At 43.3% G+C, this 14664-nt stretch carries 14 protein-coding genes and 1 other annotated feature; of the genes, 4 read left to right on the top strand and 10 right to left on the bottom strand.

The annotated features are described in order from the left end of the window. Positions 1 to 9: 9 nt before the first annotated feature. Complete coding sequence (gene cls, locus N7U64_RS01360; RefSeq protein ID WP_318928053.1) at positions 10 to 1521, bottom strand: cardiolipin synthase; 1512 nt, start codon at positions 1519 to 1521, stop codon at positions 10 to 12. Between the two features lie 61 nt (positions 1522 to 1582). Between cls and N7U64_RS01355 the strand changes: the two genes are divergently transcribed. Next, positions 1583 to 2305, top strand: coding sequence for an SDR family oxidoreductase (locus tag N7U64_RS01355; RefSeq protein ID WP_318928051.1), 723 nt, complete (start codon positions 1583 to 1585; stop codon positions 2303 to 2305). 69 nt (positions 2306 to 2374) lie between these two features. On the opposite strand, the gene mecA is transcribed toward N7U64_RS01355, so the two are convergent. From mecA to N7U64_RS01340, 3 genes are all read right to left on the bottom strand, one after another. Further along, positions 2375 to 3001, bottom strand: a complete 627-nt coding sequence (gene mecA, locus N7U64_RS01350; protein ID WP_012370919.1) for an adaptor protein MecA — start codon at positions 2999 to 3001, stop codon at positions 2375 to 2377. 169 nt (positions 3002 to 3170) lie between these two features. Next, entirely contained in the window at positions 3171 to 3569 is a 399-nt protein-coding gene (gene spxA, locus N7U64_RS01345; RefSeq protein ID WP_012370920.1) for a transcriptional regulator SpxA, read from the bottom strand. Positions 3570 to 3744: 175 nt separating this feature from the next. After that, entirely contained in the window at positions 3745 to 3882 is a 138-nt protein-coding gene (locus N7U64_RS01340) for a hypothetical protein (protein ID WP_012370921.1), read from the bottom strand. Between the two features lie 224 nt (positions 3883 to 4106). Here N7U64_RS01340 and N7U64_RS01335 point away from each other — a divergent pair, with 224 nt between their 5' ends. After that, positions 4107 to 4640, top strand: coding sequence for an HD domain-containing protein (locus tag N7U64_RS01335; protein ID WP_214763584.1), 534 nt, complete (start codon positions 4107 to 4109; stop codon positions 4638 to 4640). A 49-nt stretch (positions 4641 to 4689) separates the two neighbouring features. On the opposite strand, the gene N7U64_RS01330 is transcribed toward N7U64_RS01335, so the two are convergent. The 5 genes from N7U64_RS01330 to N7U64_RS01310 all read right to left on the bottom strand — a co-directional run bounded on the left by N7U64_RS01330 (position 4690) and on the right by N7U64_RS01310 (position 10655). After that, on the bottom strand, positions 4690 to 5643 hold the full coding sequence (locus N7U64_RS01330) for an ABC transporter ATP-binding protein (RefSeq protein ID WP_214763580.1): 954 nt from the start codon (positions 5641 to 5643) through the stop codon (positions 4690 to 4692). Next, positions 5643 to 6716: an ABC transporter ATP-binding protein gene (locus tag N7U64_RS01325; protein WP_290827155.1), complete on the bottom strand. Its 1074-nt coding sequence runs from the start codon at positions 6714 to 6716 to the stop codon at positions 5643 to 5645. Before N7U64_RS01325 ends, N7U64_RS01330 begins: the two co-directional genes overlap by 1 nt. A gap of 27 nt (positions 6717 to 6743) precedes the next feature. Next, positions 6744 to 7775 carry an oligopeptide ABC transporter permease gene (opp3C, locus tag N7U64_RS01320; RefSeq protein WP_114595364.1) on the bottom strand — a complete coding sequence of 344 codons (1032 nt, stop codon included), beginning with the start codon at positions 7773 to 7775 and terminating at the stop codon, positions 6744 to 6746. Further along, positions 7775 to 8701 carry an oligopeptide ABC transporter permease gene (opp3b, locus tag N7U64_RS01315; RefSeq protein WP_012370926.1) on the bottom strand — a complete coding sequence of 309 codons (927 nt, stop codon included), beginning with the start codon at positions 8699 to 8701 and terminating at the stop codon, positions 7775 to 7777. Before opp3b ends, opp3C begins: the two co-directional genes overlap by 1 nt. Before the next feature lie 337 nt (positions 8702 to 9038). Continuing rightward, positions 9039 to 10655 carry a peptide ABC transporter substrate-binding protein gene (locus tag N7U64_RS01310; RefSeq protein WP_290827157.1) on the bottom strand — a complete coding sequence of 539 codons (1617 nt, stop codon included), beginning with the start codon at positions 10653 to 10655 and terminating at the stop codon, positions 9039 to 9041. 271 nt (positions 10656 to 10926) lie between these two features. Here N7U64_RS01310 and N7U64_RS01305 point away from each other — a divergent pair, with 271 nt between their 5' ends. Together N7U64_RS01305 and trpS are read left to right on the top strand one after the other, a co-directional pair. Next, positions 10927 to 11307, top strand: coding sequence for a DUF3899 domain-containing protein (locus tag N7U64_RS01305; RefSeq protein WP_214763577.1), 381 nt, complete (start codon positions 10927 to 10929; stop codon positions 11305 to 11307). Between the two features lie 55 nt (positions 11308 to 11362). Continuing rightward, positions 11363 to 11567: a binding site (T-box leader), on the top strand. Between the two features lie 52 nt (positions 11568 to 11619). Further along, positions 11620 to 12621: a tryptophan--tRNA ligase gene (trpS, locus tag N7U64_RS01300; protein WP_012370929.1), complete on the top strand. Its 1002-nt coding sequence runs from the start codon at positions 11620 to 11622 to the stop codon at positions 12619 to 12621. Between the two features lie 137 nt (positions 12622 to 12758). On the opposite strand, the gene N7U64_RS01295 is transcribed toward trpS, so the two are convergent. Then, positions 12759 to 14405 (bottom strand): peptide ABC transporter substrate-binding protein, encoded by a 1647-nt coding sequence (locus N7U64_RS01295; protein ID WP_214850257.1) that lies wholly within the window; start codon positions 14403 to 14405, stop codon positions 12759 to 12761. Between the last annotated feature and the right edge of the window lie 259 nt (positions 14406 to 14664).

Raw genomic sequence — 14664 nt, 5'->3', positions numbered from 1 at the left:
TACTCCTCCTTAGAGTAACGGTGAGAATAACCGCGAAATGGACTCGATCAAACGTTGACCGAAACTCCTTTGAATAAAGACTTTACGCTCAACCTGTGAAGAATTAGAAAAGTCTTCATAAAAGTCACGTGTTAATTCATGGACGGAATTTGTCCCGTATAAAAAGGCATTTACTTCAAAGTTCAAGTGAAAACTTCTTAAGTCCATATTTGCTGTGCCAATTGTCGCAATCGCATCATCGACCACGATGACTTTTGAGTGCATGAATCCTTTGTTGTATTCGTAAATCTTTACACCCGCTAATAACAAGTCATCAAAATAAGAGCGACTGGCATAAAAAACGACTTTATGATCCGGAAAACTCGGCAGCAGGATCCGGACGTCGATTCCCGACATCGCTGCCGTCTTTAAAGCAGTCATCAGATCCTCGTCCGGAATCAAATAAGGAGAAGCAATGTAAACAGAGCTCCGGGCTTCCGTAATTAAACCGAAGTAGAGAGACTTCATCGTTTCATACGGTTCATCCGGCCCGCTCGCAATGATTTGAACGCCTCCTGTCGACTCCTCCATGACTTCGAGCGGTTTCATATAATATGGTGTAAACAACCGTTCCCCCGTCATATAGTACCAATCCTGAAGAAAAATCAACTGCAGTTCCGAGACGGCCTCTCCCCTGACGAGCAAATGCGTATCCCGCCAAAATCCAAACATCTTATCTTTTCCCATGTACTCGTCCCCAACGTTAATTCCACCCGTGAAAGCCACCGTACCGTCAATGACAACGATTTTCCGGTGATTCCGGTAATTGGATTTACTCGAAATGAAAGGCAGAACGACCGGGAAAAATGGACGTACTTCGATTCCCGCCAGCTCCATCTTTTTGAAGTAGGCCTTATCCGTAGAGAAACAACCGACGGCATCATACAAAAAACGGATCTCTACTCCGGCTTTCGCCCGTTCAATTAATGCTTCCTGTAACTCCAGCGCCAGTTCGTCATCGCGGACGATATAGTATTCCAAATGGATGTGGTGCTCCGCTTGCCGGATCTCGGCTAATAACAGCGGAAATTTTTCTTGTCCATTCGTTAATACTTTCGTATGACTATTATACGAAATCGGCAGGCGGCTGATGGAGTCGATGAGTTTAACAACTTTCGTGTAATGTCCATGTCGGAACACTTGATTGTGTATTCCATGATCAAACTGGGTACGATATTTAATGTAAGACTCTTCATCGAGCATCGCTTTCAGACGAAACATTTTTTTTCGTCTATAATTTTGACCAAAGGTGAAATATACAAAAACACCGACAACGGGAAGCGCCATCATGACAAGCGCCCAGACAAGCGTTCGTTCCGGGTTCCGATTCTCAAGCAGAATGATGACAAAAACACTCAGTACGACAAGAATGATGACGATTGAGAGCCATCCTACCATGTACACACTCCAGTAATAGGAAAGAAAGCCGATCAGACTGACCGTTAACAGTAGCGTCATAAGTAATTGGACACGCCGCAACATGGTATCCCCTCCTTTGATTAGTTATGGATCACACACTTTTATGTAGAAGGGACGATTCAACATGAAAACGTATTTAGTGACTGGTGCAACAAGCGGAATTGGTGAAGCGACCGCCTTACAATTGGCTCAAGAAGGACATACCGTCCTTGCACTTGGACGAGACGAGGAACGCGGGAACAACTTGGAAAGTCGTGGTGACGGACGAATCAGCTTCTTTGCAGTTGATTTATCCGTCCCGTCAGATATCAATCAATTTTTTGAAGACACCAAAGAACAGTTCCCGACATTTGATGGTATTTTCAATAATGCCGGAACTTTCGGAAAACCGGTCGCTCCAGAACGGGTGACAGAGCAACAGGCTGAAGTCTTTCAAGTCAATTATCATGCACCGGAGCAAATCATTCAACAGGCTGTCAAACGATTGAGCCGCGGTGCTTCCATCGTCAACAACAGCGCGATTGTCGGACATGTTAAATTCCCTGCGATGCTCTTACCGTATGCGTCTTCCAAAAGTGCTCTTCTTACGCTTACGAAAACATATGCCGCCCGGTTTCATGGAAAGTACCGTTTTAATGCCATTTGTCCCGGTCCTGTCGACACGAAACTAAGTCATTCTTTATACGGCGGAAAAGATAAATTCGATTTAGCAATGAAACATCATTTACGCGGCGAAGCGGCTCATCCATCCGAAATCGCAGAAGTCGTCTGCTTTTTATTATCTGATAAAGCGAGCTACATCAATGGTCAAACCTTAATCGTCGACGGCGGTTACACTCTCACTTGATTCTTTTACACAACAAAGGACTGCTTCCAAACACATTGGAGCAGTCCTTTGTTGTAGCGTTTGATTCTGTTAGTTCGGGAAATGTTTCCGGATGAACGCAAATACGTCGTTCGGTACGATGACTTTTCCGTACTCTGCCACCGGATGAATCGTCTGTTCACTGAAGTTTAAATACTCCGCAATCAGGCTCATCACATTTTCCTGTTCTTCCACTTCTGTTTCTTCTTTAAAATGAAGATGCAACAGGTACAGTCCGTCTTTTTGGTAAAGAGACGTTTTCACTTCTTCGAAGATCGGTGCTTCTGCATATTGGCTAAGGGCAATGATATGCTCGAAATCTGTTGTTTCAAATAAGACATCTTGACTGAGTTCCGTTTCTTTTTCTTCCGCATCAGACATCGCGGAACGAAGTAACGAATCTAACTCATCTTCGTCAACTTGTTCTCCGTCAATCGTTGTTTTAGCGATTGTAACGGTGACTTCAAGACCTTTTTCAAATGCCTGAACTTGTATCCATAGTGGACCTTCGAAGGAGATGGACTCTTTTTCATTCGCTTCATCCATCATCTGCCAGAATAACTGTTCTCCACGCTCACGGTTGTACCAAATCTCGTCTCGGGCGAAGCCGCGGCGTTCGATGTCCGTGTACGTAATGAAGAACTTGACGGTGTTGTCATTGACGCGTTCGATTTTCAATATGTCCACTCCTTTCCTCTCGCTCTTATCTAGTATACGAACGAGCACTTCACATAGATTCAAAAGAATCATTTAACATATAAGGTATATTCCTTTGTTAACTCTATTTTAACCTTTTTAGACGGTAACAAAAAGCACACTGCTCAGAAAGCAGCGTGCTCGGTGTAATTTACTCATTGACAAGGCGCTGAGCTTCCAATAATTGGAATGTACGGACTTTTCGTGGTAAGAAGCGGCGGATTTCATCTTCGTTGTACCCGACTTGAAGACGCTTCTCGTCAATCAGAATCGGACGACGTAACAAACCCGGATATTCTTGAATCAAATCATACAAGTGTTGTAACGATAAATTTTCTACCGATACATCTAATTTTGAAAAGACTTTCGAACGTGTCGAGATGATTTCATCTGTCCCGTCCTCTGTCATACGAAGTATTTGTTTAATTTCATCAAGCGATAATGGTTCCGAGAAAATATTACGTTCCACAAATGGGATTTCATGTTCTTCAAGCCATGCGCGCGCTTTACGACAAGAAGTACAGCTTGGTGAAGTATAGAGTGTTACCATTGAAAAACATCCTCCCCCTGATTTCACATCATTTCTTCTGTGTATATATAGAACACAGGAGCTGATGATTCTATTACTTGATAGTTTACTTGATTTTTCTAAAAACAAAAACCCAATATGTCTTGAGATGAAAAGAACTTTTCGTAAAAAAACTTGCCGGAGCCACCAGGTGGCTTCAGCAAGCTGGCGTGTGATCAAAGGGTTGAGAAATCGTTTCTTTTGCTTTCGGGAGTTTGATTTCTTTTAATTTTTTTTCGAAAATATCCCGCAAAAGACGTTTTTTCAACTTTTTCTTTTTATCACGTTCTTTCATACTCCGACACCTCGCTCGGTCCGAAAAAAAGAACAGTTAACCAACGAAAGCTAAATTATCATCTTCTACATTAATTAGTATACCACGTTTACCCGATTTCTATTCCTACTTGTGTCAATTAATTATGTGAGATTGTCGATAGGCATGAGGGAAACAGTTGCAATTCTTTTCAATTTCACGTAGAGTGTATAGAAATACTTACTCGTGAAAGGAGTTATTTCTTTATGTCAGTTACCCTTGTCACCATCATTGAACACCCGATTGCCCAAAAATATTTAGAACGGTCCGGCTTGAATCATGCTATTTCTGTAGCCGAACAAGCTTTGACACTTGCTACTCAACGCGGTCTTGATGCGGATACGGCAACGAAGGCTGCCTTGCTTCATGATATCGGTCATTACGAATGGTATACCGACGGCACATGGAATTATGATCTCTACCGTCAAAATGATATTCATGCAATCAAAGGAGCGGAACGCGCGCACAAGTTACTGATCCGACTTGGTGAAGAGCCGGAACGGGCAAAAGAAATCGCTCTTGCTGTCCTCTTGCATACAGATTCTTATTTACCACCAGGTACAATCAACCGGACTCCGTTGCAACAATTAGTCCATGATGCAGATACGCTCGAAGAACAACCGGGTGGTCTTCATCATTATGAGAAGATTCCATTCGAAGAAGCCGTCAACCGACTGCATGCTCTTGACTCGGTTGTCCACCGCTTTAACAACCTTCCCCGTATTGCTTCCGAAAATTAAAAAAAGGCATTCCCGAATACATTCAGGAATGCCTTTTAATTTGGGTTAATTATACTAGTTGCGCTTGATACGCTTCAAGTTCTGCATCTGTCATCGAGACATAATGACCTGGCTCGATTTCACGTAATGGTGGAATACTCGAATCTTCATTCGATTTTCCGACCGCTCCGCCTGTCGGCCGATCATAGATAATCCGCTTACGTGTCCGCTCATGCTCAGGATCCGGAAGTGGAATCGCTGATAACAAGGATTTCGTATACGCATGAACCGGGTTCTCGTAAAGACGATCCGCATCACATAATTCTACAAGGTGACCTTGATACATGACTCCGATTCGATCCGAAATGTATTTGACCATTGATAAATCATGGGCAATAAACAGATACGTCAGACTGCGATCACGTTGCAATTGTTTCATCAAGTTGACGACCTGTGCCTGGATCGATACGTCGAGTGCAGAGATCGGCTCATCGGCAATGATGAAATCTGGTTCGACGGCTAACGCACGGGCAATCCCGATCCGCTGACGTTGTCCACCTGAGAATTCATGCGGATAACGGCTCGCGTGTTCTTTTGTTAAACCAACTGTTTCAAGAAGATCGTAAACGCGGTTGTTGCGCTCGTCTTTCGACTTTGCAAGACCGTGGATATCAATCCCTTCCGCGATAATATCTCCGACCGTCATCCGTGGATTCAACGATGCATATGGATCCTGGAAAATCATCTGCATCGAACGGTTGAATTTCAATTTCTCTTTACGTGATTTTTTATCATGAACATTTTCACCTTTGAAAAGAACTTCTCCGTCTGTCGCATCGTATAAACCGATGATCGAACGTCCTGTTGTTGATTTTCCGCAACCGGACTCTCCAACAAGACCAAGAACTTCGCCTTCATAAATATCGAATGATAAACCGTCAACTGCTTTGACGACACGACCACGACCGATGTTAAAGTGTTGTTTCAGGTTTTTTACTTCAAGTAATTTATTACGATTCTCCATTACTTTAGACCGCCTTTCAGAAGCGATTTCGCGAATGTGCTATCTGGACGATATTTCAGCGCAAGATCGCGGATGGCTACTGGTGGTTCTACATACGGTGCTTGCGGATGTAGCAACCAAGTTGCCGCTTCATGAGTATCTGTGATCGGGAAGAACGGAGGTTCTTTCTCGAAATCAATTTTCATTGCGTACTGATTACGTGGTGCAAATGCATCACCGACCGGCGGGTGCAATAAGTTCGGCGGTGTACCAGGAATTGCCGGCAAGTCCTGGGAACGATCGTCAGACGGTCGTGGCATGGATCCAAGAAGTCCCCATGTATAAGGATGACGTGGCTCATAGAAAATCTCATCGACAGTTCCTTTTTCAATCAACTTCCCAGCATACATAACCGCTACGCGGTCTGCCATGTTCGCTACGACACCTAAATCGTGCGTGATGAAGATAATAGCTGTACCTGTTTTTTGCTGGATGTCTTTTAACAACTCAAGAATCTGTGCTTGAATCGTAACATCGAGTGCTGTCGTCGGTTCATCGGCAATCAAGACTTTAGGATTACAAGCAAGTGCGATTGCGATAACGATCCGTTGACGCATACCGCCTGACAATTGGTGCGGGTATTGTTTAAGACGCGCTTCCGGATTCGGAATTCCGACGAGTGTCAGTAATTCAAGCGTCCGTTTTTTCGCTGCGTCGCCTGTCAATCCTTGGTGACGTTTCAAACCTTCTGCAATCTGTTTGAAGATGGTCATCGTCGGGTTTAATGATGTCATCGGATCCTGGAAGATCATCGCGATATCACGACCACGGACTTTTTGCATCTCTTTGTCAGAAAGCTTAACCAAATCACGGCCTTCAAACATGATTTCACCTTTTGTGATTTCCCCAGGAGGATTCGGAATCAAACGCATGATGGCTTTTGATGTAACCGACTTACCTGAACCGGATTCACCAACGATGGCAAGTGTCTCACCTTTTTTTAAATCAAACGATACGCCGCGGACGGCTTGAACCGTCCCAGCATACGTATGGAAAGCGACAGTCAGGTCGCGTACTGATAAAATAGTTTCCATTGTGGATGAACTCCTCTCTTATTTCCGTTAGCGACGCAGACGTGGGTCGAACGCATCACGTAATCCATCGGCTAGCATGTTAAAGCTGATCATGACAAGTACGAGGATTGTCGATGGGATGACGAGCAAGTAAGGGAATGTTTTTAATTCTTTGTATCCCTCATTGATCAATGTACCCAGTGATGGTTGCGGTGGAGCAAGACCAAGACCGATGAAGCTTAGGAAAGCCTCGAAGAAAATCGCACCTGGAATCGTGAACATCAATGAAATGATGATTGTACCGAGTGTATTTGGAATCAAATGTTTGAATACTAAACGTGCGCTAGAAGCACCAAGTGTACGTGCTGCAAGAACAAATTCCTGGTTCTTAAGTTTCAGGATTTGTCCGCGGACGAGTCGGCTCATCCCGATCCAGCCGGTGATCGTCATCGCGAGGATGATTGTCGTGATTCCCGGTTCAAGAATTAAGATGAACAAAATGATTAAGATCAAGTTCGGAATCCCTGTCAGAATTTCCGCAATCCGTTGCATGATGTTATCGACGCGTCCACCGTAGTAAGCAGAGATACCGCCGTACGTGACACCGACTAGAACGTCAATGATTGCTGCGACAAGACCGATGAAGAGTGAAATCCGTGTTCCTTCCCAGACACGTGACCATAAGTCACGTCCGAGATGGTCCGTACCGAACCAGAATGTATCTTTGACTTGTTTTGTTTCATAAAAATCGATTGGCTTTTCACCAAGTGTCGCCATTCCGTCAAAACCAGCCCATTCGAGACCAGTGATTTTTGGTGGAAGTTTAGCTTGAGTAATCGTTTGGGTATAAGCATCTCTACCGGATAACATTGGTCCGAATAGTGATAACAATGCGATGATGACGATGATAACGAGCGACAGGATCGCCGCTTTGTTCTTACGAAGCCGTGTCCATGCATCCTGCCAGAAGTTTAAGCTTTTTCCGGCAATCCGCTCACCCGCTTGTTCATTAAATTCTACTGGTTGGAACAACGAGGAATCGAACTGCTCCGCTTTTGCGTTTGAATTTTGTTCTGCCATTATTTGCTACCCCCCAAACGAATCCGTGGATCGACGACACCGTACAGAATATCGACGAGCAAGATCATAAAGATAAAGACTGCCGAGAAGAACAGCGTTGTCCCCATGATAACTGTATAGTCATTTTGTGTGATTGATGAAACGAATAATTCACCAAGACCCGGTACGGCAAAGATTTTTTCAATGACAAATGTTCCGGTAATCAAGGCTGCTGTCATTGGTCCAAGAATCGTGATTGCTGGAATCAAAGCGTTACGCACCATGTGTTTCCAAGTGATTGATTGACCATCTAGGCCTTTTGCCTTAGCGAGCGTCACGTAATCCTGACCGGTGACTTCAAGCATCTCCGTTCGAACGAAACGGGCAATCGAGGCCGTTACCCCAAGCGATAAGGATACCGTCGGAAGAATCGTATGTGCTGGACTTTCCCAGAAGGCTACTGGCAATACGCCCCATTTCACTCCGATATAATATTGAAGAAGTGACGCAAATACGAATGATGGCACGGAAATCCCAAGTACCGAAATAAACATCGCACCGTAGTCAACTGCTGTATTGTGGCGGAGAGCCGCAACAACACCGAGAACAAGACCCAGCAATACACCGAGCACGAGGGCTTGAACACCTAGTTGAGCTGATGGTCCAATTCGTTCCATGATTAAATCTGTTACTGGACGGCTGTCATATTTAAATGATACGCCGAGGTCCCCTTGAACCAAGTTGACCATGTACGCTGCATAGCGTTGTGGAAGCGGATCATTCAAGTTGTATTTATCCCGCAGGATATCCAACTGTTCAGGAGAAAGTTTCTCCTGGTTTTGGAACGGTGAACCTGGTAACAGATCCATTAGGAAGAAAGTGAACGAAGCGATGAGTAAAAACGTCAGTACGCCGTAAACAAGGCGTTGAGCTAAATAACGGCCCATAGATGGCACCCCCTATAAAGATTTTCTGTTTTTTTCGAAACATCAATAAAATCAGTATGACCCAAAATTGTCGGAACATTCAAGAATTTTGTTGTAAAAATTAAAATTCTTTTTATCTTGGACTGATTGACGCCCCCCTGGTTACTGTTTTTTCACAGTTAACCAATATTTCAGAATTTTTCGTTTGATTCCATTATACTTTGCTAACAAAGTAATTAGAACCCATTTTTTACGAAAAGTTCACATTTCTGATAACAAAATGAGTTTCCATTCAGAAAAAAACGTATAAAACAGGAGCGTACCTTGAAAACGTTCTCAAGGACGCTCCAATTTTCAATTACTTCACATCAACGTACTTGTACTGGAAGTCAGCACCAAAGACTTGACGGTTAAAGTCTTTGACAGACGGACGGCTCAAGAAAGCAGCTCCTGCTTGATAGATCGGCGCGATGGCTTGATCTTTTTCAATCAATTGTGATTCTGCTTGCTTAAAGAGATCAAGACGTTTTGCAACATCTGATTCTTCATTGGCAGCGTTCAACAATTTATCGTAAGCAGACGATTTATACTTCACGTCGTTTTGACTGTTTGTTGATTCAAAGATCGACAAGTTTGACATTGGATCTTGGTAGTCAGGACCCCAAAGTGCATACGACATCTGATAGTCGCCTTTCGCTTCTAAATCCAGTTTGTTTTTAAACGGTTGTTGTTTGATTGAGACGGTAACATTCGGAAGGTTTTTCTCGATTTGTCCCTTCATGTACTCACCGACTTTTTTCGCATCTTCACTGTCAAATGACAGGAGTTCGATTGTCGTTTTCTTGTTACCGTTTGCTTTTTTCCAAAGGTCAGCTGCTTCTTTTGCATCACGGTCGAACCAGTTGATGTCGCTTGTGTAGTCTTTCCCTGCGTCATCTTTGATGAATTCTTTCGGAATGAAGCTTGTTGTCGGGATCGAACCGTTCGCAAGTAACGTATCTGTAATCCCTTTCGGATCGATCGCACGGGCAATTGCTTTACGTGCATCGACGTTTTTCATTGTTGCGTCTTCATTGTTGAATTTCAAGTAAGCGATCGATGAACGGAGTGCTGTCTTGAACTCAGGTTTTGATTCATATGTTGCTACTTGTTCAGATGTCAATCCGGCATAATCGATTTCATCCGTATCATAGAGATTCGCAACAGTTGAGTTGTCTTTGACGACGCGGATTGATACTTCATCCAATTTCACGTTGTCTTTATCCCAGTAGTTTTCATTTTTCGTCAGAACACGTTTTGAATCCGTTTTCCAAGAAGTCCAAACGAAAGGACCATTGTAAAGTAATTTATCCGGTTGAAGCGAGAAGTCTTTTTTGTTTTTGTTATAGAAATCTTCGCTGATCGGTGTATACGTTCCGAATGATGTCAGTGAAAGGAAATACGGTGCCGGACGCTCGAGCTTAACTTCGAGAGTTTTATCGTCGATGGCTTTAACACCTAACTCATCAACCGGTTTTTTACCTTGTGAGACGTCAGATCCGTTTTTAAGCGTATCAAAAATATACGCATAACCGGAAGCCGTTTTAGGATCGACGGCACGTTTCCATGCAAATTCGAAATCCTGTGCTTTGACTGGAGTACCATCTGACCATTTCGAATCACGGAGTGTGAATGTGTATGTGAGATTGTCACTTGAGATATCTGTTTTTTCAGCAAGTGCCGGAATCGCTTTTCCGTCTTTATCGAGACGGTAAAGACCTTCCATCGTGTTACCGATCATGTTGAAGGCAACAGCATCTGTTGCTTGTGCCGGGTCGACCGTCGTAATATCAGAAGTATCTGTTAGACGTAAGACCTTTTTCCCGTTAGAAGAACCTGCATCTTTATCTCCGTCACCTGTTGTTGAACACCCTGCAAGAACAACGCTTCCTGCAAGCATAACTGATAACGCGAGACCGACTGTTTTTTTATTCATCGGTGAGTCATCTCCTTTTCTTTTTTAAAAACCGCTACAACTAAACGATTTTTAGACATCTCGTCGAAACTGCCTCAACGTTCCCCAAAACGCATTGACCTAGTTTCAAAATCTTAAACGAAGTGATAAATTGATTTTATGTGAGAATAACAATAACGTCAAGTGAATAGTCACACTATTTGCTATTTTACATGCTCTGAATAATACAGAGTCGTAACTGTCCTTGACTTTGCGTATAATGAAATCATCATCTTGCCGTAGGAGGTTCATCATGTCTGCCAAACTATTTCGCCCGCTTTTGATTGCCTTGATTTTAACAACGATTTACACGATTTGGGCCGTTGTCGCCGATGCGACCCACTCCCTGATGTATCACTTGTCCGGCGGTTTATTCATTGCCGGTTTTCTGTTACTCGCGATTGGATTTTTTTCTAATATGTCTGCTAATGGATTTTTTAAAGGGGTCACTGCAGGTTTCAAAAAGCAACGTGAAGCAAAATTACGCGAAGTCGACGGTGATTATTACGAAGACGAGGATGAAGAAAGTGAACTCTTGGAAGCAAAACAAAAACGGGCTTCCAACCGGACAGTTCCGTATCTCTCCAGTGGTTTTATCTGCATCGTCGTTTCATTGCTTTTGTCGTTCATTTGATTGAATTTTAATGACGTTTTGAATAGACATGTGATAAAGTGAAGATAACGTTATAGAGAACACAGTGAAGAAGAGTAGTACATCTGATCACCACTTACAGAGAGTCCATGGATGGTGGAAATGGACAGTCGGCACAGATGGAATGGACTTCGGAGTGGCTGATTCGAAATCATGTAGAATCAGACGGGTCTGCCCGTTACAGCAAATGAGCGGCTAGTGTTCTAGCAACTTGGGTGGCAACGCGATGACTCGTCCCTTGATAATTTCAAGGGACGAGTCATCTTTTTTATTTCATTTTTTGGAGGGAATCTCATGAAAACAATTTTTTCAGGCATTAAACCAACGGGTACGGTCACGCTCGGTAACTACATCGGAGCAATGAAACACTTTGTGAATCTTCAGGATGAACATGATGCCTATTACTGCATCGTCGATTTACACTCGATTACAGTCGACATTGACCGCGTCGAACTGATGAACAATACACGGGCACTGGCTGCATTGTACATCGCAAGTGGATTAAATCCCGAAAAATCAACAATCTTCGTTCAATCAGAAGTCAAAGCGCACGCGCAACTCGGTTGGATGCTGACATGCCTGTCCGGCATGGGTGAACTGGAGCGGATGACGCAATATAAAGACAAATCGCAAGGAAAAGACCGGATCGGTGCCGGATTGTTTGTTTATCCGACCTTGATGGCGGCGGACATTCTGCTGTATGACGCGGAACTCGTGCCGGTCGGTGACGATCAAAAACAACATATTGAATTGACACGTGATTTGGCACAGCGCTTCAACAGCCGATACTACGAAACGTTTAAAATGCCCGAACCGGTCATCGCTGAAACAGGTGCCCGCATCATGAGCTTGACGTCTCCTGATAAAAAAATGTCAAAAACAGATACGAATCCAAAAGGTTATATCTCAATGCTTGATGCACCGGATGTCATTCGGAAAAAAATCAAGTCTGCCGTCACGGATTCTGAAGGCATCGTCCGGTTTGACCGGGAAAACAAACCCGGCGTCTCGAACTTACTTGAAATCTATTCGCTGCTTGCCGGTATTTCCATTAAAGACTTGGAAGCGAAGTATGACGGATTAAACTACGGTGTGTTTAAAGCAGATGTTGCGGAAGTCATCGTAGCGGAACTCGAACCAATCCAGCAACGATATCACGAGCTGATTGATTCAGAAGAACTTGATTTAATTCTTGATCAAGGGCGCGATAAAGCGGAACTGGTTGCCTCACGCAAATTGGCGAAAGTCGAAAAAGCGATGGGCCTTCAGCGTAAACGGGCAAAAGTAAAAAAATAATTTCAGTTATCTTTTAATGAACTCCGGGTGGCAGATTCCAATTCTGCCACCCGGAGTTTTTTTGAAAAAATCGACTGTTGCGTCAGCCACTTTTTAACTAAAAAAAGCGCTCCCGGTTAAGGGAACGCTTATCATACTTATTTTCCTTCGATAGAAGCCCATTTGTACGAGAAGTCTGCGCCGAAGTTATGTTCGACAACACCTTTAACGTATGGTTTAACGAGGAATGCGCGTCCGCGCTGATAAACAGGCGAGATCGCTGCTGAATCAAGAAGGATTTTCTCTGCTTCTTGAAGTTCAGACCAACGTTTTGCTGCATCTGTTTGTGTTTGTGCATCTTTGATGAGTTTATCGTACTCTTTGTTTGACCATTTACCACGGTTGTATGGTCCGTCAGTCAAGAAGAGATCGAGGAACGTCATTGGATCTTGGTAGTCAGGACCCCAGCCGGCGAACGAGAATTCAAAGTCGCCTTTGTTTTCGAGATCCAATTTGTTTTTGAACGGTTGTTGCTTGATTGTGACTTTCATGCCTGGAAGGTTCTTCTCAAGCTCACCTTTCAAGAACTCACCGATTTTCTTCGCATCATCACTATCGTAGTTAAGGAGCTCAAGTTCAACCGATTTTTGACCGATTTCTTTTAAGCCCTCTTCCCATAGTTTTTTCGCTTCGTCTGCATTGTACTCGTTGAATGTCGGATACTTTTCACGGAAGTCTTTTCCGTCAGCATCTTTCGCGAAGTCTTTTGGTACGAGGTAGTTTGCAGGAAGCGAACCGTTCGCCAAGATGACGTCCGTGATTCCTTTTTTATTGTAACCCATGTCGATGGCACGACGGATTTTTTCATTGTTCAAAGCTTTGACTTTCGTGTTCAAGTAAAGGTAGAAGATTGTTGACTCCCCTTTAGTTTTGAACTCTTTGTTGTCTTGGAACTGGGCAACGAACTCTGAAGAAAGACCAGCACGATCGATGTCGCCTTTTTCATAAAGGTTAACGCCTGTCGCAACTTCTTTAACGACTTTAACGTTGATCGTGTTCAGCTTCACGCTGTCTTTATCCCAGTAGTTATCGTTTTTAACCATTTTCCAGCCTTGTTCACGTGTCCATTCTGTTAATTTAAATGGTCCGTTGTAAAGTGATTTGTCAGCTGTTGAACCGAAGTCCTTACCGATTTTTTTCGAAAGTTCTTCTGATTTCGGCATGAATGGTCCGAATCCAGTTAAACCGAGGAAGTAATCAGCTGGTGCTTTTAATTTTACTTCGAATGTCTTGTCGTCAACTGCTTTGACGCCAACCGCATCACGCTCGCCTTTTTTCGTGTTATATTCTTCAGCACCTTCGATGTTGTAGAAAACATACGCGTATTGCGAAGCATTATCCGGGTTCAAGACTTCTTTCCAAGCATATTCGAAGTCTTTTGCTGTGATTGGTGTACCGTCCGACCATTTTGCATCACGTAGCTTGAATGTGTAAGTCAATTTATCGTCAGACACTGTGTGACTTTCAGCAATACCCGGTGTCGGCTGTTGCTTGTCATCTAAACGATAAAGACCTTCCATTGTGTTGTTCAAGACGTTGAACGACACGGCATCCGTAGAAGTTGTTGGGTTAAGCGTTGGAATATCAGCACTTTCGATCAAGTTTAGCGTCTGCTCACTTGATTTCTTGTCCGAACCTTTGTCGCCCGATGATGTGTCATTTGAATCAGTCGTCGAACAAGCTGCGAGGAACGCGCTTGAAACGAGGGCTACAGATGTAGCCAGTGCAAAACTTTTCTTTTTCATGATACGATGACCCCCCTAAAATTTCCAAAGCTAGTAATCTAAGGTTTTTGAGCGAAAAAAAAAGTCGTAACTTTTATTCGACCAAAACCTCTCGTTACAAATAGTTTACAATGTTCTGATAATTTTGCAAACCTTTTATCCGATTTTTCTAAATATTTTTTCAAAACAATTTGAAAATAAGTGGAATTTTTAGATTTTTATTTTGTTTTTTATAAAATAAAGCAGAATTTCTTTATATAAAAAAAGCGATTTAACGGTC

It is taken from the genome of Exiguobacterium sp. K1, assembly GCF_033721435.1.
GTDB classification, from domain to species: Bacteria; Bacillota; Bacilli; order Exiguobacteriales; family Exiguobacteriaceae; genus Exiguobacterium_A; species Exiguobacterium_A artemiae.
Note: the sequence above shows the minus strand (reverse complement) of the source record. Positions and strands in the feature narration are given on the sequence as shown.